Consider the following 21,713-nt stretch of genomic DNA (forward strand, 5'->3'; position numbering starts at 1 on the left):
TTTGAGACGTAAACTTTTGCTGCTGCTGGAAACCGGACTGGTTCTGGCAGGGCTGTTGCTGGGCGCCAGCGCCTGGAAGATTCACTCTGCACTGGAACAGCCTCTGAACATCAAGCAGGAAGAACTGCTGGATGTGCCGAAAGGCTCTACACCGACCCGCACTTTCCTTTCACTCGAAACCGATGGCGTCATCAAGGATGCGTTCTGGCTGCGGGTTTACTGGCGCTTCAATCTCGCGGGCACGCCGATTCACAGCGGTGAGTACCGTATGCAACCGGGCATGACCGTCAATGGTCTGATCGACTTGTGGAAGCGCGGTGAAGTGGTGCAGTACAGCCTGACGCTGGTCGAGGGCTGGAATTTCCATCAGGTGCGCGCGGCGTTGGCCAAGGATGACAAGGTCGAGCAGACCCTGAACGGTTTGAGCGACAGCGACGTCATGGCGAAGATTGGTCATAAAGGGTTGTTCCCGGAAGGCCGTTTCTTCCCCGATACCTACCGCTTTGTGCGCGGCATGTCCGATGCTGAGTTGTTGAAGAAAGCCTTTGATCGCCTTGATGAAGTGCTGGCGAAAGAATGGGAAAGTCGTTCTGCCGATGTGCCGTACACCGAACCTTATCAAGCGCTGATCATGGCGTCGCTGGTCGAGAAGGAAACCGGCGTGCCGCAGGAGCGTGGGCAGATTGCCGGTGTCTTTGTGCGTCGCCTGGCCTTGGGCATGCAACTGCAGACCGATCCGACCGTCATCTATGGTCTGGGCGATCGCTATACCGGCAAGTTGACCCGCGCGCATCTGAAGGAGCCGACGGCGTATAACACTTACGTGATCCCCGGCTTGCCGCCGACGCCGATCGCGATGGTTGGCCGCGAAGCGATTCACGCCGCATTGAACCCGGTAGACGGTACCAGCCTGTACTTTGTTGCGCGTGGTGACGGTAGTCATGTGTTCTCTGACGATCTCGATGCACATAACAATGCGGTGCGTGAGTACCAGCTCAAGCGCCGTGCCGATTACCGCTCCAGCCCTGCGCCGGCGCAAACGCCTGAAGCGGCTCCCGCTGCCGAGGATGCGATTCCTGCGGCATCTCCGGATGTAACACCGGAGTCGGTGCCACAGGTGGCACCACAGGAGCCAGCGCCGACTCCAGAAGCCGCCGCCCCACAAAACACGCAATGACTTTGATTAAGGACTGCCTGTGACTGGCTTGTTTATTACCCTGGAAGGCCCGGAAGGCGCCGGCAAAAGCACCAACCGCGAATACCTCGCCGAGCGCCTGCGCGCCGCCGGTATCGAAGTGGTGCTGACCCGTGAGCCCGGTGGCACGCCGCTGGCCGAGCGAATTCGCGAGGTGCTGCTGGCGCCGGCCGACGAAGTCATGAATCCGGATGCCGAACTGTTGCTGGTATTCGCCGCACGTGCCCAGCATCTGGCCGAAGTGATTCGCCCGGCCATGGCCCGAGGCGCGGTGGTCCTGTGCGATCGCTTTACCGATTCCACTTACGCCTATCAGGGCGGCGGTCGCGGCTTGTCACTGGAGCGCATCGCCGCGCTGGAAACCTTTGTGCAAGGTGATCTGCGCCCGGACCTGACGCTGATTTTTGATCTGCCGGTGGAAATCGGTCTGGCCCGCGCCAGTGCCCGCGGTCGTCTGGATCGTTTTGAATTGGAAGGTCGGGCTTTTTTCGAGGCCGTGCGTAGCGCTTTCCTCAAACGTGCCGAAGCCGATCCTGCGCGCTATGTGCGCATCGATGCCGGTCAGCCATTGGCCAAGGTTCAACAATCGCTGGATACCCTGATTCCGAATCTGCTGGAGCTGGCCCGTGGCTGAGGCCTACCCGTGGCAGGACAGCCTCTGGCAGCAACTGGCCGGGCGTAAGCAGCACGCGCACGCCTATCTGCTGCATGGCCCGGCCGGGATCGGCAAGCGCGCACTGGCCGAGCGTCTGATGGCGAGTCTGTTGTGCCAGCGTCCGACGCCGGAAGCCTGCGGCGAGTGCAAATCCTGCCTGCTGCTCAAGGCCGGTAGTCACCCGGATAATTACATCCTCGAACCGGAAGAAACCGACAAGGCGATCAAGGTCGATCAGGTGCGTGATCTGGTCAGTTTCGTGGTGCAGACCGCGCAACTGGGCGGGCGCAAAGTGGTGCTGATCGAGCCAGTCGAGGCGATGAACATCAACGCTGCCAACGCTTTGCTCAAGAGCCTTGAAGAACCGTCCGGCGATACCGTGTTGCTGTTGGTCAGCCATCAGACCAGTCGTTTGCTGCCGACGATCAAGAGTCGTTGTGTGCAGCAGGCCTGTCCGCTGCCCGGCGAAGCGATGAGCCTGCAATGGCTGGCTCAGGCGTTGCCGGATTGCTCCGAAGACGAACGTGTCGAATTGCTGACGCTGGCGGCCGGCTCGCCGTTGATGGCGGTCAGTCTGCAGTCTCAGGGCGTGCGCGAGCAGCGTGCACAAGTGGTCGAAGGCGTGAAAAAACTGCTCAAGCAGCAGCAGTCGCCGACGCAACTGGCCGAAGAATGGAAAAGCATTCCGATGCTGCGTCTGTTCGACTGGTTCTGCGATTGGTCGAGTCTGATCCTGCGTTATCAACTGACTCAGGATGAAGCCGGCCTCGGCCTGACCGACATGCGCAAGGTCGTACAGTACCTGGCGCAGAAAAGTGCGCAAGGTAAAGTCCTCGAGATTCAGGACTGGATCCTCGCCCAGCGCCAGAAAGTCCTGAGCAAGGCCAACCTCAATCCGGCCTTGCTGCTGGAAGCGTTGTTGGTGCAATGGGCGGGATTGCCTGGTCAAAGATAAGAATGTGTACCTAGACTCTGAACATCAGCAGTGGAGGTCAACATGAATGAACCCGTCAGCCCGGGGCCGCGCAACGGCATTTTGTCCCTGACCATCAAGGACAAGTCAGTGCTCTACGCCGCCTACATGCCGTTCATCAAGAACGGTGGCCTGTTCATCCCGACCAACAAGAGTTACAGGTTGGGCGATGAGGTGTTCATGCTGCTCAACCTGATGGACGAGGCCGAGAAGATCCCGGTGGCCGGCAAGGTTGCGTGGATCACCCCGAAAGGGGCGCAAGGCAATCGCGCTGCCGGCGTCGGCGTACAGTTCAACGATGGCGACAATACCGCGCGCAGTCGCATCGAAACCCATCTGGCCGGAGCGCTTAAATCCGACCGTCCCACTCATACGATGTAAGTAGCCGTCTTTTTATGCTTGTAGATTCCCATTGTCACCTTGATCGCCTTGACCTCGCCGCCCATGACGGCTCGCTGGATGCCGCACTGGATGCGGCCCGTGGGCGCGGAGTAGGGCACTTCCTGTGTATCGGCGTGAGTGCGGACAACGCCGCTGACGTCAAAGCCCTGGCTGAGCGTTATGACGACGTTGATTGTTCGGTTGGCGTGCATCCGCTCGATGTGCAGCCGGGCGCTGCGCCTGCGCTGGATTGGCTGTTGCACGAGCTCAACCACCCGAAAGTGGTGGCGATCGGTGAAACCGGTCTGGATTATCACTACGAGCCGGAAGCCGCCGAGCTGCAGCAAGAGTCATTCCGTCTGCACCTGCAAGCGGCGCAGCAGACCGGCAAACCGGTGATCATCCACACCCGTGGCGCCCGTGCCGACACCCTTGAGTTGCTGCGCGAAGCGGCGTTGCCGCAGGCCGGTGTGCTGCATTGCTTCACCGAAGACTGGGACATGGCCAAGGCTGCACTGGACATGGGTTATTACATTTCCTTGTCGGGCATTGTCACATTCCGCAATGCCGATGCGTTGCGTGATGTCGCGAGCAAGGTCCCGGCCGATCGTTTGCTGGTGGAAACCGACTCGCCGTATCTGGCGCCGATACCTTATCGCGGCAAGCCCAATCTGCCGCAGTACGTGCGCGAAGTGGCGGAATTCCTGGCCATGCTGCGCGGGGAAAACTACGAGCGTTTTGCCGAGCAGACCACCGAGAACTTCAAGCGTCTGTTCCCGCTGGCCTCCGTTAAATCTGCCGTGTAGGAGCTGCCGAAGGCTGCGATCTTTTGATCTTGATTTTGACAGGCAAAGGCAAAAGATCGCAGCCTGCGGCAGCTCCTACAGTTGTGATGTGCAGGTAGCTGCGCCAAGCGTTAAATCGCAGGCAAAAAAAACCCGGGTTCTGGGGGGTGAATCCGGGTTAAGACCATTAGGAGTAAAACAAAGGCACGCGGTCCCTTGGTACCTTTATCGGCGCGACACTTGGGGGAGATGTCGCCCGACAGTTCAAGTATTGATCAGTCTGGCGTGCAGTCCAGTTAGCCGGTCGGGGTTTTTAAACAAATTTGGAATACGTTCGCTTCAGTTGAGTTCTCATTGCGCCCAAAACGTTCTCAAAATGAACAAGAAACACAGATATGGTCGGATGATCCGTGCATTTTTGCGCAAGTTAGGCATAATACGCGGCTTCGAATTTTGACCCTTCAGACCTTTTCTTATGCACAAAGAACCTCGTAAGGTCCGTGAGTTTCGTCGCCGCGAGCAAGAAATTCTCGATACCGCGCTCAAGCTGTTCCTCGACCAAGGTGAAGACAGTGTCACCGTCGAGATGATTGCTGATGCCGTGGGTATCGGCAAAGGCACGATCTACAAGCACTTCAAATCCAAGGCCGAGATCTATCTGCGCCTGATGCTCGATTACGAGCGCGATTTGAACGAGCTGCTGCATTCGGCCGATGTCGACAAGGACAAGGAAGCGCTGTCCCGCGCCTACTTCGAATTCCGCATGCGTGACCCGCAGCGCTATCGCCTGTTCGACCGCCTCGAAGAGAAGGTCGTCAAAGGCAATCAGGTGCCGGAAATGGTCGAGGAGCTGCACAAGATCCGTGCCTCGAACTTTGAACGCCTGACCCTGTTGATCAAGGGCCGCATCAGCGAAGGCAAGCTCGAAGACGTGCCGCCGTACTTCCACTACTGCGCGTCCTGGGCGCTGGTGCACGGCGCTGTCGCGCTGTATCACTCGCCGTTCTGGAGCAATGTGCTGGAAGATCAGGAAGGTTTCTTCCAGTTCTTGATGGACATCGGCGTGCGCATGGGCAACAAGCGCAAGCGTGATCCGGAAACCCCAAGCAGCTGAGCCATTCAGCTGCCTTATTGCGCCATGATTTAGCTACATGACGCAGTACCGCAGGAATATACTCAGGCATAGGGCTTGCTAAAACTTGATTTGTGAGTCAAGTTTTAGCGGCTCGAAATTCTTTCGCCGGAGTGATCATGATCGTTGACCGTCAAGGCAGGCGTTTTCGCAATTTGCGGATCAGCCTGACCTCAGCCTGCAATTACGCGTGTACTTACTGCGTGCCCAACGGCAAGCGGTTGGTGGCTGCGCAGGATGAGCTGTCGGCTGAGGCCATGGCGCGTGGCGTGGCGTATCTGATCGAAGCCGCCGGCATCGAACGGCTGCGCATCACTGGCGGCGAGCCGCTGGTCAGCCCCAAGCTTGAATCGTTCATGACCGCTGTCGGCAAGATGGGCCTGGAAGACATCAGCCTGACCACCAACGGTCAACTCCTCGCGAAGAAACTCCCGTTGCTGGTAGATGCCGGTCTGCGTCGGATCAACGTGTCCCTCGATACCCTCGACGCCGGTGCTTTCCGCAGCATCGCCCGTGGCGGCGATCTGGCCACCGTGCTGGATGGCATGGATCAGGCGAAAGCGGCGGGGATGAAGATCAAGGTCAACATGGTGCCGTTGCGCGGGCAGAACCTCGATCAGGTCATGCCGCTGCTCGATTACTGCCTGGAACGCGGATACGAACTGCGCTTCATCGAATTGATGCGCATGGGCCACCTAGCCAAGGACAACAATGCGTTCCTGCAACAGTTTGTCAGTCTGCAGCAGCTGTTGGAGCTGATTGGCGAACGTTATGAGTACGCACAAACCGATGCGCCCGTAGACGCCACCGCCGTGCGTTACGCAATTCCCGGTTTTGGCAACTTTGGGGTGATCGCCAACGAAAGCGTGCCGTTCTGCCGGACGTGCTCGCGGTTGCGCTTGTCGTCGACCGGTTGGCTGCATGGCTGCCTGTCGTCGAGCAACCGCCACTATGTTGGTGATCTGCTCGACAAGCCGCGTCATCAGGCACTGCCGGCGCTTCAGCGTTTGCTGGTCAAAGCGTTGGGCGATAAACAGGAAGTGGCGTTCTCGGGCGGTGCTACCGTCATGAAGATTATCGGCGGCTGAACCTCCCTCATCGCTAGCAGGCTAGCTCCCACAGGTTGAACGCATTCCAAATGTGGGAGTGAGCTTGCTCGCGAAGGCGATCCATCATTCGCCAAAAATCCCGAGCTGGCGCAAAAGCTGCATCCAACGGCCATTCGCCGGTTTTCCGTCACCGGCCTCTGGAGGAATAGGATGCGTAGCCTGGTTTTGCTGCTGGCCGTTTTGGCGCTTGGCGGCTGTATGACTGTCAGCGATATGGCCGAAGGCACTCGCTACCAAATGAGCGACGCAGGCTTGCTGGACCACAGCGATAGCCGCCGCGTGAACAACTTCCGCATTCAGCCGGACTCGTTTATCTACATCGCTCAAGGCGCGTTCGCACCGCCGGGTGGTTCTTACCCGCGGCCGAACGTTGTGGCAGAAGAAGCCTTCAAAGGCTTCGTCGAATACTTCCCGATGGTCCGCCGTGCCCGTGCGCCGGAAGGCCTCGATCAGGCGATGGGCGAAGCTCGCGATGCTGGCGCGCACTATCTGCTGTACACCCGCTTCGCCAAGGCTGACGACCGCATCGGCAACTCCGATGAATGGCTCGATGAAGAAGCGGTTGATCGCCTTGGCATCGACGGCGGCGTGATTCAGATCATGTTGATCGAGACCAGCACCCAGTATTTGATTGATACTGCACGGATCAAGAGTCGTGGCGGTTTACTGACGTTCCACGACAGCAAGCCCGAAGACCTGATCGGCCCGCCGCTGGCCCAGTACGCGCGCAGTCTGTTGGGAGTCGGCGACCAATAATTCAAGGAGAACGCCATGAGTGGCCCGCAAAAAGCCAATGACCTGTTGGGACAGATCCCGAAAACCAAAGGCTTGCCGCCGGTGCACTTGTGGAACCCGGACTTCTGCGGCGACATCGACATGCGCATCGCCCGCGATGGCACCTGGTATTACCTGGGCACGCCGATCGGGCGCAAGCCGATGGTCAAATTGTTCTCCACGATCATGCGCCGCGATGGCGATGATTATTTCCTGATCACTCCGGTCGAGAAGGTCGGGATCAAGGTCGACGACGCGCCGTTTGTGGCGATTGCCGTCGAGGTTGAAGGCGAAGGGGAGGCGCAGCTGTTGCGCTTCACCACCAACGTCGAGGAAACAGCCGAAGCGGGGCCGGAGCATCCGATCCGCGTCGAGATTGATCCGACAACGCAAGAACCCGCGCCTTACGTGCATGTGCGTACCAACCTTGAAGCGCTGATCCACCGAAATGTGTTCTATCAACTGGTGGAACTGGCGGTCAGCCGCGAAATCGACGGGCAGCGTTGGCTCGGTGTGTGGAGTGGCGGCGAGTTCTTCCGCATCGGCCTCGAACCTTAAAGGATCGCAGCCTTCGGCAGCTCCTACATGGCGTACATCTGTAGGAGCTGCCGAAGGCTGCGATCTTTTTTTGTCGTTGACACCTAATCATATGATGATTAGCTTAATCACCCATCGCAATCCGCTTTGAGGTGTTCATGTCCAGCAGCTTTCACGCGTCGACGGTCGACTGGCTCGGCAGCTGGATCGCCGCTGGCCAAGTCAAACCCGGGCAGACCATCAAGGTCGAGGCCGATCTCGGCGAACAGCTCGGTGTCAGCCGCACCGTGATCCGCGAAGCAATCAAAACCCTCGTCGCCAAAGGCATGCTCGAAGTCGGGCCGAAAGTCGGCACGCGCGTATTGCCGGTGCGGCGCTGGAACCTGTTTGATCCGCAAGTCGTCGGTTGGCTGTCGCGCAACGGGCTGCCGGAAAACTTTGTCGATGACTTGCTCGACCTGCGCCGCACTATCGAACCGATGGCCGTGCGCTGGGCTTGCGAGCGGGCGACCCTGGACCAGATCGAAGCGGTGCAACTGGCCTATAACGCCCTTGAGCGCGCGGTCGACAGCGGCACCGATTACAACCGCGCCGACCAGTTCTTCCACGAATGCATTCTCGCCGCCAGCCACAATCAATTCATCGAACAAATGGTCCCGGCCCTCGGCGCATTGCTGGCGGTGTCGTTCGAAGTCTCCGCCGCTGACCCGGATGAACTGCGCCGTACGCTACCCATCCACAAGGACATGGCCGATGCCATCGCCGCCCGCGATTCTGCGCGCGGCGTGTGGGCGTGCATGACCCTGATCGACAACGCGGACTTGGCGATCAAACGCTTCTACCCGAAAGTCATGGCCGACAAAAAAGCCAGCTGAATACACAGATCCACTGTAGGAGTGAGCCTGCTCGCGATAGCGTCGTATCAGGCAAAGTAGCTTCGACTGGTCCACCGCGATCGCGAGCAGGCTCACTCCTACAGTTAAAACAAGAACAATGGAGACCGTTATATGCCGTGGACCGCCCTGACCCAACACCGCGCTCAACTCGGTGAAGGCCCGTTCTGGGACGCGCCGACCCAGGCGTTGTACTGGGTCGATATCGCCGGCAAACAGGCGCTGCGCTTGATCGGTCAGAACGTACAGATCTGGCAGATGCCTGAACACGTTTCCGCGTTCATCCCCTGCGCCAGCGGTGACGCACTGGTGACCCTGAGTAGCGGCGTCTATCGCCTCGATCTCGACTCCCCAGGCCTCGAACCGCGACTGACGCTGTTCTGCGTCGCCGACCCGCAACCCGGCAATCGCCCCAACGAAGCGCGCTGCGATGGCCAGGGTCGTTTGTGGCTCGGCACTATGCAAAACAACATCGGCGAGAACGGCGAAGATCTGCCGATCACCCGTCGTTCCGGTGGCCTGTTCCGCATTGATCCGGATAAACGTGTCACGCCATTGCTGCGCGGCCTGGGCATTCCCAACACGCTGCTGTGGAGCGACGACGGCACCACAGTCCTGTTCGGTGACAGTCTCGATGACACGCTGTATCGCTATTTTATTCACGCCGACGGCAACCTTGATGCTGCGCAAGTCTGGTACGGCCCCGACCAGCAGGGTGGCCCGGACGGTTCTGCGATGGACGCCGAAGGCTACATCTGGAATGCCCGTTGGGACGGCAGTTGCCTGCTGCGGCTGACACCTGATGGCAAGGTCGAGCGCAAAATCGATCTGCCTGTCAGCCGCCCGACCAGTTGTGTATTCGGCGGTGAAGACCTGAAAACCCTGTTCATCACCAGCGCCCAGAGCCCGCACAACCATCCATTGGATGGCGCAGTGCTGTCGATGCGCGTGGATGTTGCAGGAAAACTCTGTACGCGGTTTGCGGATTAAATCCCAAAATATGGGATGCAAAATTATATATTGAGATTATTCGGCGGTCGGGTTTATAGTCGGCTCCAGCAGTAACACGCACTCACACTTAAAAAGAACAAAACAGGTGAAGTGATGCAGCGAATGTCTATCGCACTCCCGCGTGGAGTCCGCGTCTCGCAACGGCTCGATGCCGTCGGCCGCGCCTGCCTGTTTCGTTCAAACCGCCTTCCAGACCGGACATCGGCAGATGCCCGGTTTTTTTGTGCCTGCGAAACAGGAGTCCTGATCCATGGCTGAACCTCTTTCCCTGCCGCCGGTGCCCGCACCGCCGAAGGGCGAGCGTCTGAAAAACAAGGTCGTGCTGCTGACCGGCGCCGCGCAAGGTATCGGCGAAGCCATCGTCGCGGCCTTCGCTTCGCAGCAAGCGAAACTGGTTATCAGCGATATCCAGGCCGAGAAAGTCGAGCAGGTTGCCGGCCATTGGCGTGAGCAGGGTTACGATGTGCAAGCGCTGAAGGCGGATGTCTCGCATCAGCCTGATCTGCACGCCATGGCCAAACGCGCCGTTGCGCTACACGGACGCATCGATGTGCTGGTCAACTGCGCCGGGGTCAATGTGTTCCGCGATCCGCTGCAAATGACCGAAGAAGACTGGCATCGTTGTTTCGCCATCGATCTGGACGGTGCCTGGTTCGGTTGTAAAGCGGTACTGCCGCAGATGATCGAACAGGGCATTGGCAGCATCATCAATATCGCGTCGACCCATTCCAGCCACATCATTCCCGGCTGCTTCCCGTACCCGGTGGCCAAACACGGTTTGCTCGGCCTGACCCGCGCACTTGGCATCGAGTACGCCGCGAAAGGCATTCGCGTCAACGCCATCGCCCCGGGCTATATCGAAACGCAACTGAACGTCGATTACTGGAACGGTTTCGCCAACCCGCACGCCGAGCGTCAGCGCGCCTTCGATCTGCACCCGCCGAAACGCATCGGTCAGCCGCTCGAAGTGGCGATGACGGCGGTGTTTCTGGCCAGCGATGAAGCACCGTTCATCAATGCATCATGCATCACCATCGATGGTGGTCGCTCGGTGATGTACCACGACTGAGCACAGTGGCTTTCACGCGGATAAATCCGTTTGCAATCCAATCATCATACGATATGACTATTGTCAGAAGATTTTGCAGGAACACGCTTTAACGTTTTTCAAACATTGCTCAAAAAAAATAACAAGGAGTCAGCTTATGAAACGTCGTTTCGGGATTCGTACCCTGTGCAGTACCGCTCTGGCGGTCACCGCGTTCAGCCTGAGCAGTGCGCTGCTCGCTGCCGATACTGTGAAAATCGGTTTTCTGGTGAAACAGGCTGAAGAACCGTGGTTCCAGACCGAGTGGGCTTTCGCCGAGAAAGCCGCCAAGGACAAGGGCTTCGAACTGATCAAGATCGCCGTGCCGGATGGCGAGAAGACCCTCTCGGCGATCGACAGTCTGGCGGCCAACGGCGCCAAAGGCTTCGTGATCTGCCCGCCGGATGTCTCGCTCGGCCCGGCGATCATGGCCAAAGCCAAACTCAATGACCTGAAAGTGATTGCCGTCGATGACCGTTTCGTCGACGCCAACGGCAAATTCATGGAAGACGTGCCGTACCTCGGCATGGCCGCGTTCGAAGTTGGCCAGAAGCAGGGCAATGCCATGGTCGCCGAAGCGAAGAAGCGTAACTGGGACTGGAAAGACACCTACGCGGTGGTCAACACCTACAACGAACTCGACACCGGCAAGAAACGCACCGACGGCTCGGTGAAATCCCTCGAAGACGCCGGCATGCCGAAAGATCACATTCTGTTCGCCGCGCTGAAAACCCTCGACGTACCGGGCAGCATGGACGCCACCAACTCGGCTTTGGTGAAACTGCCGAGCGGCGCAAAAAACCTGATCATCGGCGGCATGAACGACAACACCGTGCTCGGCGGCGTGCGCGCCACTGAAGCGGCCGGTTTCGCGGCGGCCAACGTGATCGGCATCGGCATCAACGGCACCGACGCCATCGGCGAACTGAAAAAACCTAACAGCGGTTTCTTTGGCTCGATGCTGCCAAGCCCGCACATCGAAGGCTACAAAACCGCAGAGATGATGTTCGAGTGGGTCACCACCGGCAAAGAACCGCCAAAGTACACCGCGATGGACGACGTCACCCTGATCACCCGCGAGAACTTCAAGCAAGAGCTGGAAAAAATCGGCTTGTGGAACTGATGCAGCGACGGCCCGGGCAGCCGGGCCGTTTTTCGGTGTGAAGAGGTGGCTTTATGCACGCGCAAGTACAAACACAACAACACAGCTCCGGCGGCAGCCTGCGCTTCAACGGGATCGGCAAAACCTTTCCTGGCGTGAAAGCGCTGGACGCAATCAGCTTTGTCGCCCATCCCGGCCAGGTTCATGCCTTGATGGGCGAGAACGGCGCCGGCAAATCGACCCTGCTGAAAATCCTCGGCGGCGCTTACATCCCGAGCAGTGGCGAGTTGCAGATCGGCGAGCAGACCATGGCGTTCAAGTCGACGGCTGACAGTATCGGCAGCGGCGTCGCGGTGATTCACCAGGAGCTGCATCTGGTGCCGGAAATGACCGTCGCCGAAAACCTGTTTCTCGGCCATCTGCCGGCCAGTTTCGGTTTGATCAATCGCGGTGCCCTGCGCCAGCAAGCGTTGAATTGCCTGAAAGGTCTGGCGGATGAAATCGATCCGCAAACCAAGGTCGGACGCTTGTCTCTCGGCCAGCGACAACTGGTGGAAATCGCCAAAGCGCTGTCGCGCGGCGCCCATGTGATCGCTTTCGACGAACCGACCAGCAGCCTCTCGGCCCGTGAGATCGACCGCTTGATGGCGATCATCGGGCGCCTGCGTGACGAAGGCAAAGTCGTGCTTTACGTCTCGCATCGCATGGAAGAAGTGTTCCGCATCTGCGACGCGGTGACGGTGTTCAAGGACGGTCGCTACGTGCGCACCTTCGACGACATGAGCCAGTTGACCCACGATCAACTGGTGACCTGCATGGTCGGGCGCGACATTCAGGACATCTACGATTACCGCCATCGTCCACGCGGCGCCGTCGCGCTGAAGGTCGCCGGCCTGCTCGGCCCGGGCCTGCGCGAGCCGATCAGTTTCGAGGCGCACAAAGGCGAAATCCTTGGCTTGTTCGGACTGGTCGGGGCAGGGCGCACCGAGCTGTTTCGCCTGCTCAGTGGCCTTGAGCGCATGACGGCCGGACGCCTCGAACTGCGCGGTCACGAACTGAAGTTGCGCTCACCGCGCGATGCGATTGCCGCCGGGGTTCTGCTGTGCCCGGAAGATCGCAAGAAGGAGGGCATCATCCCGCTCGCCAGCGTTGCCGAGAACATCAACATCAGTGCCCGCGGCGCCAACTCTGGCCTCGGTTGCCTGATTCGCGGTTTGTGGGAAAAGGGCAACGCCGACAAACAGATCAAGGCGCTGAAGGTGAAAACCCCGCATGCCGGTCAGCAGATCAAATTTCTGTCCGGCGGCAATCAGCAGAAGGCCATTCTCGGTCGCTGGCTGTCGATGCCGATGAAGGTCCTGTTGCTCGACGAACCGACGCGCGGCATCGATATCGGTGCGAAAGCGGAGATCTACCAGATCATCCATAACCTCGCTGCCGAGGGCATTTCAGTGATCGTGGTGTCCAGCGACCTGATGGAAGTGATGGGCATTTCCGACCGCATTCTGGTGCTCTGTGAAGGCGCTCTGCGCGGCGAAATCAGCCGTGACCAGGCCAATGAATCCAACCTGCTGCAAATGGCTTTGCCGCGCCACCGCGCTGACGGCGTGGCGAACTGAGAGGTGACTATGATGACAACCCAAAACGAAACCCTGCCCAAAGAGCGCAAACCTTTGGACATGCGCCGCTTCCTCGATGACTGGGTCATGCTGCTGGCGGCGATCGGCATTTTCATTGCCTGCACGCTGCTGATCGACAACTTCCTTTCGCCGCTGAACATGCGTGGCCTGGGCCTGGCGATTTCCACCACCGGGATCGCCGCGTGCACGATGTTGTACTGCCTGGCGTCGGGGCATTTCGACTTGTCGGTAGGCTCGGTGATTGCCTGCGCCGGCGTGGTCGCGGCGGTGGTGATGCGCGACACCAACAGCGTGTTTCTCGGTGTCAGCGCGGCGTTGGTAATGGGCCTGATTGTCGGGCTGATCAACGGGATCGTGATCGCCAAGTTGCGCGTCAATGCGTTGATCACCACGTTGGCGACCATGCAGATTGTTCGCGGTCTGGCTTACATCTTTGCCAACGGCAAGGCGGTGGGCGTGTCGCAGGAATCGTTCTTCGTCTTCGGTAACGGCCAGCTGTTTGGCGTGCCGGTGCCGATTCTGATCACCATCGTCTGCTTTCTGTTTTTTGGCTGGCTGCTGAATTACACCACCTACGGACGCAACACCATGGCCATCGGTGGCAACCAGGAAGCGGCGTTGCTCGCGGGTGTGAATGTTGATCGGACCAAGATCATTATCTTCGCCGTGCATGGGGTGATTGGTGCGTTGGCCGGGGTGATTCTGGCGTCGCGGATGACCTCGGGGCAGCCGATGATTGGTCAGGGTTTTGAACTGACGGTGATCTCGGCTTGCGTGTTGGGCGGGGTGTCGTTGAGCGGCGGGATCGGCATGATCCGGCATGTGATTGCCGGGGTGTTGATTTTGGCGATCATCGAGAATGCGATGAACCTGAAGAACATTGATACCTTCTACCAATACGTTATCCGTGGTTCGATCCTTTTGCTGGCGGTGGTGATCGACCGCCTCAAACAACGCTAAAAATCAAGAGCCCCTCACCCCAGCCCTCTCCCGGAGGGAGAGGGGGCCGACCGAGGTGTCTTGCGTAATCCGTCGACCTGAAAGACCTCGTCGATTATGTATTCGGCAAAGCTCTTTCGGGTGGATTGTGGATTCGGCAAAGCACTTTCAGGTCGGCGTACCTCTTGAGCATCCCCCATTCAGTCCCCTCTCCCTCCGGGAGAGGGCTAGGGTGAGGGGCTTTTGATTCTCCCGCCTTTCGTCACTATCCCCAAATATTCCTTGCCCGCCCGTGCCCGTTTCGGGTATCAATTTGTACATGATTAGACAGGTACGATTTGACAAGAAACAACGGGTGGTCGACGAACTCGTCCGGCGCATCGAGAGCGGCCTCATGGAGGACGGCTTTCTGTTGCCCGGCGAGCATCAGTTGGCTCAAGAATTCCAAGTCAGCCGAGGCACGCTGCGCGAAGCGCTGGCCGAACTGAAACGGCGCAATTACATCGCCACGCAAAGCGGCGTCGGTTCCATCGTCACTTTCGACGGTGTCGCCCTCGACCAGCGCAGCGGCTGGGCACAGGCCTTGGCCGATAGCGGGGCGATGATCAACACCGAAGTGCTGCGCCTGGAAGCTGTGACCCGGCCAGACCTGCTATCGCGGTTTGGCACTGACCAATTCATCACCCTCGACCGTCGCCGCCGCTCCAACGAAGGTACGCTGGTGTCCCTCGAACGCTCTTTGATGCCAGCGACTGGCGGCCTGGAAAGCCTGCCGCGCGTCGGCCTGATCGACAACTCCCTGACCATCACCCTGGCCGCGTACGGCTACATCGGCGAGCGCGGCGATCAATGGATCGGCGCCGAGCCGCTGAATGCCGAAGATGCTGAACTGCTCGGGCGCCCGGTCGGCACCGTTTTCCTCAAAGCGCTGCGCACTACCTACGACCGCCAGAACCGTTTCATGGAGCTGGTCGAAAGCCTGCTCGACCCGGTGCATTTTCGTCTGCACCTGCAATTTGGAGAATCGAAATGACCGCGCTCAACCGTGCCCTCGGCGCTTTCTATGGCCTGGCCCTCGGTGATGCGCTGGGCATGCCGACGCAATCGCTGAACCGCGAAACCATCAAGACCCGTTTCGGCCAGATCACCGATCTGCAGGACGCCGGTCCGTTGCAACCGATCGCCGCGAACATGCCCAAAGGTTCGATCACCGACGACACCGAACAGGCGATTCTGGTCGGCGAGTTGCTGATCGAAGGCAAGGGCCGCATCGAGCCGGCGATCCTCGCGCAACGCCTGATCAAGTGGGAAGCCGAGATGCAGGCCAAGGGCTCGCAGGATTTGCTCGGGCCGTCGACCAAGCGCGCCATTGAAATGATTCTCGCCGGCCATTCGCCGGAAGAAGCCGGACGTTACGGCACCACCAACGGCGCGGCGATGCGCATCACGCCGGTGGGGATCGCGGCAGATGTTGCCGATCCCGAGCGCTTTATTGCGGCGGTGGTGCAGGCCTGTCAGGTGACCCACAACACCACGCTGGGGATTTCCAGTGCGGCGGCGGTGGCGGCGGTGGTGTCTGCTGGCATCAATGGCGTGGACTTGGGCGAGGCGCTGAACCTTGGTCAGCACATCGCTCAGCAAGCCGAGGCGCACGGGCACTGGGTCGCCGGTGGGCGTATTGCCTCGCGGATCAGTTGGGCGCGCACCATCAGTGTTGATAGCGACAAGGCTTTACTGGCCGATCTGCTCTACGACGTGATCGGCACTTCGGTGGCGTCGCAGGAGTCGGTGGTGGTCTCGTTCGCACTGGCGCAGCAAGTGGCGGTCGGTGAGATGAGTGCGTTCGATGCGCTGTGCATGGCGGCGAGTCTGGGCGGCGACACTGACACCATCGCGGCGATTCTCGGGGCGATGCTGGGGGCCTGCCTGGGTCTTGAGTGTTGGCCTGGCGCGATGATCGAGACGGTGAAGGCCGTTAATCATCTGGAGCTTGAGCCGTTGGTGCAGGGGCTGTTGGCTTTGCGCTGATTGAACTGACGCCATCGCTGGCTTGCCAGCGATAGGCGCAGCGCAATTTTCGAATTTTCAACCCGCAATGGATCGCGCAGACAGGCCGAGGAAGGCCGCGATGTCTTGTCGTTTTGCATCATTGCCACAACCACAAAAAAGGCAAACAGGAGCACCTTCATGAGTTCATCATCCGCCGGGCAAAGCGCCGGGCAACTGGAAACCCGCGGCATCGAGCCGGTGCCGGAAGCCGAGTGCAACGGCCATCCGCTGCAATTGTTCTGGGTCTGGTTCGCTGCCAACATCTCCATCCTCGGTCTGCCGCTGGGTGCCACGTTGGTCGCGTTTCGCGGGTTGGCGATCTGGCAGGCAATCATCGTCGCAATCATCGGTGCCGCCGGTTCGTTTGCCGTGGTCGGGATCATCTCGATTGCCGGCCGTCGTGGCCGCGCACCGAGCCTGACGTTGTCGCGAGCGATCTTCGGCGTGCGCGGCAATATCGGCCCGACACTGGTCTCGCTGATGTCGCGTCTCGGTTGGGAAACCGTCAACACCACCACCGCTGCATTCGTGCTGCTGTCGCTGTGCTCAATCCTGTTCGGTTCGCCGGTCGAAGCGAAAAGTGCGCCAGTGCTGACGCTGATCTTCATCGCCATTTTCGTCCTGCTGACCCTGTCGGTGTCCGGCCTCGGTCATGCAACCTTGCTGGTCATCCAGAAGTGGGCGACCTACGTCTTCGGTGCGCTGAACATTCTGGTCGGTGGCTTCCTCTGCGCGACCATCGACTGGAGCGCGGTATTCAACGCCACGCCAGCGCCGATGAGCGCAATGATCATCGGTATCGGCACCATGGCTGCCGGCACCGGGATTGGCTGGGCCAACGCGGGTGCCGACATGTCGCGCTACCAGCACCGCAGCGTCAAGGCTGTGCGTCTGGTCGCGTCCGCCGCGTTCGGTGCGGGGATTCCGCTGGTGTTGCTGATCACCCTCGGCGGTTTGCTGTCGGTGGGCAATAACGATCTTGCTTCGGCGACTGACCCGATCGTGGCAATCCGCGACATGCTGCCAGCCTGGATGGCGGTGCCGTACCTGATCACCGCATTCGGTGGCCTGTTGCTGTCGAACAACCTGTCGGTGTATTCCGCCGGTTTGACCACGCTGACCCTCGGCCTGAAGGTCAAACGCGTCTACGCGGTGGTGGTCGACATCGTTGCGATCTTCGCCGGTTCGATCTACTTCATGCTGATCGCCGACAGCTTCTACGGCCCGTTTATCACGTTCATTTCCCTGCTGGCGGTGCCGATCACCGCGTGGGTCGGGATCTTTGTCGTCGACTTGATTCACCGTCACTACTACAGCCCGAAAGACCTGCTCGACGTCAGCCCGAGCAGCGCTTATTGGTATCGCGGCGGCATCGAGTGGCGTGCATTCGGCGCCTGGGCGATTGCCATCGTCCTCGGCTTCAGCTTCACCACCATCGGCACCACTGCCGAGAACGTCTGGTTCAAAGGCTTTCTGTCTGATTCGTGGCTGGGCCACAACGGCCTCGGCTGGATTGTGACCTTCGTCGTCGCTGGTGGGATTTACTGTGTACTGGGCGGGGCGAAAGATCGCCGCGCCACGCCAACCGAGAATGCTCATGCCTAAGATGTTGCACACCGGCCAGGTCATCATCGACCTGGTCATGGCCGTGGATGAACTGCCGCAGATTGGCGGTGACGTGCTCGCGCAGTCGGCCGGTTTCGAAGCCGGTGGCGGTTTCAATGTAATGGCAGCGGCGGTACGTAATGGCTTGCCGGTGGTTTATCTTGGCCGGCATGGCACCGGACGTTTCGGCGATCTGGCGCGTCAGGCGATGAATGCCGAGGGGATTCACATCGGCATCACCGAACCCGCAATGAAAGACACCGGTTTGTGTGTGGCGCTGACCGATGCGTCGGCCGAGCGCAGCTTTATTTCCTATATCGGCGCTGAAGGTGAAGTGACTGAAGAGGATTTGAACAGCGTCGCGGCCGAGGCGGGCGATTACGTTTATCTGAGCGGCTACAGCCTGCTCCACGAGGGTAAGGCGCAGGCGTTGCTCGATTGGACATTGGCGTTGCCGGCGACAATCAACGTGGTGTTCGATCCGGGCCCGTTGGTTGAATCACCGGACTCGCCGCTGATGAAAGCGTTGCTGCCGCGCATCGATGTGTGGACCAGCAACAGTGTTGAAGCGCTGCGGTTTACCGGCGCTGAGGATATTGGCGTGGCGCTGGATCGTCTCGCTGAGCATCTGCCCAACGAGGTGTTGATGGTGGTGCGCGACGGGCCGCAGGGTTGCTGGATTCAACAGGCCAACGAGCGTCGGCATGTGCCGGGGTTTGTCGTGAAAGCGGTGGACAGCAATGGCGCCGGTGATGCCCATGCCGGGGTGTTCGTCGCCGGATTGGCGCAGGGCTTGTCTGCCCATGAAGCAGCGCGGCGGGCGAATGCTGCAGCGGCGCTGGCGGTGACGCGCTGGGGGCCGGCGACTTCACCGGGTGCGACTGAAGTGGATGCGTTTTTCCGCGAGTCCGGCGGCGCCTGATCTACCGCCATCGCTGGCAAGCCAGCTCCCACAAGTTTTTTTGGTGAACACACATTTGTGTACACCCCGGTTCCTGTGGGAGCTGGCTTGCCAGCGATTAGGCCATCAGCCTCAAGTCAAAACTTGAATTGGCCGCTCGCCGCATCGGCAACGAGCGACCGCAGGACTACTGCAGATCCAGCTTGCGCGCCGCCTCAACGCCGGCGGCACTGAGCTTGATCGGCAGGTTCAACGAATGCTCGCCAGCCTCGTTGCAGGTCACATGACCATGGTGAATCAATCCGCGATCCTGCAGGGCGGCGAGGGCGCTGGCCACGACTTTCTCGCCCCGGTAATTGTCCAGCACCTCCTTGCCCAGACCACTCGGATGGGCATGCAGCAGGCGGGTGAGGACTTCTTTTTCCAGGTTTTTATCGACGTTCATGGGTACCTCTTCATGGATGTGAATAGGACGCTCGCGTCGGCGAACTACTGACCGGAGCCTTCGGAACCGGAGCCACCGGTGGTGGTTTTGGAACCGACGCCGGGGCCCGCGTTGTCTGGCGTGGCGGGGGCGTCGGGGGTGTTCATGCCGCCCTGACGACCCGGGTCACTGCCCTGAGTGCGCGGATCGGTGCCGGTGGCGGGCGGTTGATTGATCAACGGCACGCCCGAGCCATCGGTGTTCATGCCGGGGGCACTGTTGATGGCGGGTGCGCGGGGTGGGGTAGGATCGGTAGGGCCGGTGCCCGCAGCGGTGGCGGATGCGGCGAAAACCGCAGGGCAGAGCAGGGCGCTGAATACGAAAGCAGTCAACCTTGACGGGATCATAGGGCATCTCCAGTGATTGGAATCCTTACCTGTCGTTGGTCTGCCTGCTGATCGAATTGGTGCCTGATGAACGACGAACGGTCTGGATTGCCTGCGCCGATTTCAGACTGATCCGTCGCCAGAGCAAGCGGCCAAGGGTGATCAGCCAGTTGGCCAACGCGACGAGCAATACCGTCAAAAGCAGCGTGCTCATGCCGTGCTCGACGATGATTTTCCCGGCCAATAGCGGGAAACCAAATACACCGATGAAGTACGAAAGACTGAACAGCAACAACGCCTGCGATGTGGTGCCGGCCGGTGCTTCGTTGGCGGCGAGGCCGTTGATCACCGAATAGGTCAGGCCATAACCGACGCCGAGCATCAGCGCCGCCAACAGATAGCTGAATCCGCTGTGCACACCGAACGCGAACAGCACAATCGAACCCAGCATCAGTCCCGACAGCAGGCACGATGCGCGTAATGGATCACGCTTGACGACATATCCCGAGATCAGCATCCGACTGCTGATCGCGGCACTCATGAAACCGAGAAAGAACAACGAATAATCCAGCGAAAGGGCGGCGGCATAACTTGTCTGAAAACTCGACAGGCCACCGAATACGCAACCGCCGAGACCGACCATGATGATCGGAAACAGGGCGCGTGAACCGAGCACTTGAGTGGTCGTCTGCCAGGTGATTCTTGCCGCGGTTGTGGCTTGGGTACTTTTCAGTTTTGCGCCAAGCTGCCAGAGCAGCAGCACACCAATCAGGCTTGCCAACGCCGCCAGATAAAATGCCGAGGTCACCGGCAACCCCAATGCACTCGCCGCACGACCCAGTAATGGCCCGCTGCCGATGCCGGTCATCATGCTGCCGGACAGCAAGGCGAAATATTTGGCCCGCTGCGCCGGCGTCACCAGACTGGCAACGATAATCGGTCCCAAGGTGTAAAAAACGCCCCAGCCCAATCCCAACAACAAACCGAAAAACAGCAGCAAATGACCGAACCCCGGCGTCAGCGCAAAACCCAGGCTCGCCGCCACCAGCAACAGCCCGAACACTGCAATCGAACGCGCCGCCCCGAGCCAGTCCGACAAATGCCCGGACACCAGCACCGCGACAAACGTACTGACCATCGCCGCCGAAATCACACTCCCCGCATCGTGCTCATTGCCGCCGCGTGAACCGATCAGCAGCGACAGCAAAAATGTCGAACCGTAGGACAACGACACCAGATAACTGGCGAGGCAGAAAAGGCCGAACAGCTTGCTCGATATCGTGGGTGTTGCTTGCGACATGACGCGGTTCCTTGACCGGAAAAATTCAGCGTCATCTGTTTAACACAGCGGGCCGGCGGATTAGGTCTGAGGTTGGCGAAGTCAGGATCGCTGCGCGCCGGAGTAACGCTCAGGCAATGCCGATCTCTTCCTTGAATTGTTCCATGAAACCTTTCAGGCGTTGATGACGGACCTGCGCCAGACGCTGGCCAGCGTCTGTCTGGAAACCGTCGGCGAGGTGCAGCAGCTTGGTCTGGAAATGATCGAGGCAAAAACGCGTGTCATCGTAACCGCGTTGTTTCGCTTCGGGATCCTGCGGGTCGTACAGCGCCGAACCCATGCGTCCGGCGATGTAAAAGGTTCGGGCGACACCGAGCATGCCCAGTGAGTCGAGGCGGTCGGCGTCCTGGACGATTTTCGCTTCGAGGGTGCGCGGAGTGATGTTGGCGGAGAAACTGTGGGCTTCGATGGCGTGGGCGACGGCCGTGATTTTTTCGCTGGGCCAGGTCATTTCGGCGAGCACCGATGAAGCCTTTTCTGCCGCCAGACGCGAGGCTTGCGCGCGCAGTGGCGAGTTTTTCTCGACAGCCACGCAATCGTGCAGGAGCACCGCAGCGAGTAGCACCTCCAGATCACCGCCTTCTTCTTCATGCAGCGTACGCACGTTGTGCCAGACGCGCTGCAAGTGGGCGAGGTCGTGGGCGCCGTCGTCGGACGGCTCCAATGCGTACGGCAGTAACTCTGCTGCCAGTGCCGCCACGGGCGTAAAACTATCTAAGTTCATAAGCATCCTTTCAGATTGTCTCAGTTCCTGTGGGAGCGAGCCTGCTCGCGAAGAGGCAGTATCAGTCACCGC

23 protein-coding genes are annotated in these 21,713 nt (G+C 59.7%); 19 read left to right on the plus strand and 4 right to left on the minus strand.

Annotated elements, in window-relative coordinates; genetic code table 11:
* Position 1 precedes the first annotated feature (1 nt).
* The 19 genes from mltG (at position 2) to CKW38_RS12700 (ending at position 18,789) form a co-directional block, all read left to right on the plus strand.
* Positions 2–1,177, plus strand: coding sequence for an endolytic transglycosylase MltG (gene mltG / locus CKW38_RS12610; RefSeq protein ID WP_095112884.1), 1,176 nt, complete (start codon positions 2–4; stop codon positions 1,175–1,177).
* Between the two features lie 19 nt (positions 1,178–1,196).
* Positions 1,197–1,829 carry a dTMP kinase gene (gene tmk / locus CKW38_RS12615; RefSeq protein WP_007908268.1) on the plus strand — a complete coding sequence of 211 codons (633 nt, stop codon included), beginning with the start codon at positions 1,197–1,199 and terminating at the stop codon, positions 1,827–1,829.
* Positions 1,822–2,805 carry a DNA polymerase III subunit delta' gene (locus CKW38_RS12620; protein ID WP_095112885.1) on the plus strand — a complete coding sequence of 328 codons (984 nt, stop codon included), beginning with the start codon at positions 1,822–1,824 and terminating at the stop codon, positions 2,803–2,805. Before tmk ends, CKW38_RS12620 begins: the two co-directional genes overlap by 8 nt.
* Positions 2,806–2,847: 42 nt before the next feature.
* Positions 2,848–3,204: a PilZ domain-containing protein gene (locus CKW38_RS12625; protein WP_007908272.1), complete on the plus strand. Its 357-nt coding sequence runs from the start codon at positions 2,848–2,850 to the stop codon at positions 3,202–3,204.
* Positions 3,205–3,218: 14 nt separating this feature from the next.
* On the plus strand, positions 3,219–4,010 hold the full coding sequence (locus CKW38_RS12630; protein ID WP_034155349.1) for a TatD family hydrolase: 792 nt from the start codon (positions 3,219–3,221) through the stop codon (positions 4,008–4,010).
* Between the two features lie 454 nt (positions 4,011–4,464).
* A complete protein-coding gene (locus CKW38_RS12635; protein ID WP_007908276.1) occupies positions 4,465–5,103 on the plus strand; it encodes a TetR/AcrR family transcriptional regulator in 639 nt (212 codons plus the stop codon).
* A 137-nt stretch (positions 5,104–5,240) separates the two neighbouring features.
* A complete protein-coding gene (locus CKW38_RS12640) occupies positions 5,241–6,209 on the plus strand; it encodes a GTP 3',8-cyclase MoaA (RefSeq protein WP_095112886.1) in 969 nt (322 codons plus the stop codon).
* Positions 6,210–6,380: 171 nt separating this feature from the next.
* Positions 6,381–6,986, plus strand: coding sequence for a DUF4823 domain-containing protein (locus tag CKW38_RS12645; RefSeq protein ID WP_007908280.1), 606 nt, complete (start codon positions 6,381–6,383; stop codon positions 6,984–6,986).
* 15 nt (positions 6,987–7,001) lie between these two features.
* On the plus strand, positions 7,002–7,562 hold the full coding sequence (locus CKW38_RS12650; RefSeq protein ID WP_095112887.1) for a DUF1285 domain-containing protein: 561 nt from the start codon (positions 7,002–7,004) through the stop codon (positions 7,560–7,562).
* Between the two features lie 137 nt (positions 7,563–7,699).
* Complete coding sequence (locus CKW38_RS12655) at positions 7,700–8,416, plus strand: FadR/GntR family transcriptional regulator (protein ID WP_007908284.1); 717 nt, start codon at positions 7,700–7,702, stop codon at positions 8,414–8,416.
* Positions 8,417–8,548: 132 nt separating this feature from the next.
* Positions 8,549–9,424 (plus strand): SMP-30/gluconolactonase/LRE family protein, encoded by an 876-nt coding sequence (locus CKW38_RS12660; protein WP_007908286.1) that lies wholly within the window; start codon positions 8,549–8,551, stop codon positions 9,422–9,424.
* Between the two features lie 271 nt (positions 9,425–9,695).
* Positions 9,696–10,514: an SDR family oxidoreductase gene (locus tag CKW38_RS12665; RefSeq protein ID WP_007908288.1), complete on the plus strand. Its 819-nt coding sequence runs from the start codon at positions 9,696–9,698 to the stop codon at positions 10,512–10,514.
* 136 nt (positions 10,515–10,650) lie between these two features.
* Positions 10,651–11,655, plus strand: a complete 1,005-nt coding sequence (locus CKW38_RS12670; RefSeq protein WP_007908290.1) for a substrate-binding domain-containing protein — start codon at positions 10,651–10,653, stop codon at positions 11,653–11,655.
* Positions 11,656–11,708: 53 nt separating this feature from the next.
* Complete coding sequence (gene araG / locus CKW38_RS12675) at positions 11,709–13,253, plus strand: L-arabinose ABC transporter ATP-binding protein AraG (RefSeq protein ID WP_007908292.1); 1,545 nt, start codon at positions 11,709–11,711, stop codon at positions 13,251–13,253.
* Between the two features lie 12 nt (positions 13,254–13,265).
* The gene (gene araH, locus CKW38_RS12680; protein ID WP_042704903.1) at positions 13,266–14,234 is read left to right on the plus strand and encodes an L-arabinose ABC transporter permease AraH; all 969 of its coding nucleotides are present in this window, start codon (positions 13,266–13,268) and stop codon (positions 14,232–14,234) included.
* A gap of 298 nt (positions 14,235–14,532) precedes the next feature.
* Complete coding sequence (locus CKW38_RS12685; protein WP_007908297.1) at positions 14,533–15,246, plus strand: GntR family transcriptional regulator; 714 nt, start codon at positions 14,533–14,535, stop codon at positions 15,244–15,246.
* Entirely contained in the window at positions 15,243–16,241 is a 999-nt protein-coding gene (locus CKW38_RS12690) for an ADP-ribosylglycohydrolase family protein (protein WP_095112888.1), read from the plus strand. The genes CKW38_RS12685 and CKW38_RS12690 overlap by 4 nt, the downstream gene beginning before the upstream one ends.
* A 159-nt stretch (positions 16,242–16,400) precedes the next feature.
* On the plus strand, positions 16,401–17,867 hold the full coding sequence (locus CKW38_RS12695) for a cytosine permease (RefSeq protein WP_095112889.1): 1,467 nt from the start codon (positions 16,401–16,403) through the stop codon (positions 17,865–17,867).
* Positions 17,860–18,789: a PfkB family carbohydrate kinase gene (locus CKW38_RS12700; protein ID WP_095112890.1), complete on the plus strand. Its 930-nt coding sequence runs from the start codon at positions 17,860–17,862 to the stop codon at positions 18,787–18,789. Before CKW38_RS12695 ends, CKW38_RS12700 begins: the two co-directional genes overlap by 8 nt.
* A 166-nt stretch (positions 18,790–18,955) precedes the next feature.
* Here the strand turns inward: CKW38_RS12700 and CKW38_RS12705 are convergent, their stop codons facing one another.
* The 4 genes from CKW38_RS12705 to CKW38_RS12720 form a co-directional block, all read right to left on the minus strand.
* Positions 18,956–19,213 (minus strand): hypothetical protein, encoded by a 258-nt coding sequence (locus CKW38_RS12705; protein ID WP_016986009.1) that lies wholly within the window; start codon positions 19,211–19,213, stop codon positions 18,956–18,958.
* Positions 19,214–19,257: 44 nt separating this feature from the next.
* Positions 19,258–19,599 (minus strand): hypothetical protein, encoded by a 342-nt coding sequence (locus tag CKW38_RS12710; protein WP_007908306.1) that lies wholly within the window; start codon positions 19,597–19,599, stop codon positions 19,258–19,260.
* Between the two features lie 25 nt (positions 19,600–19,624).
* Positions 19,625–20,878 carry an MFS transporter gene (locus tag CKW38_RS12715; protein WP_095112891.1) on the minus strand — a complete coding sequence of 418 codons (1,254 nt, stop codon included), beginning with the start codon at positions 20,876–20,878 and terminating at the stop codon, positions 19,625–19,627.
* 109 nt (positions 20,879–20,987) lie between these two features.
* A complete protein-coding gene (locus tag CKW38_RS12720; RefSeq protein ID WP_095112892.1) occupies positions 20,988–21,641 on the minus strand; it encodes an HD domain-containing protein in 654 nt (217 codons plus the stop codon).
* Between the last annotated feature and the right edge of the window lie 72 nt (positions 21,642–21,713).

Source organism: Pseudomonas sp. Irchel 3H7 (assembly GCF_900187605.1).
Lineage (GTDB): Bacteria > Pseudomonadota > Gammaproteobacteria > Pseudomonadales > Pseudomonadaceae > Aquipseudomonas.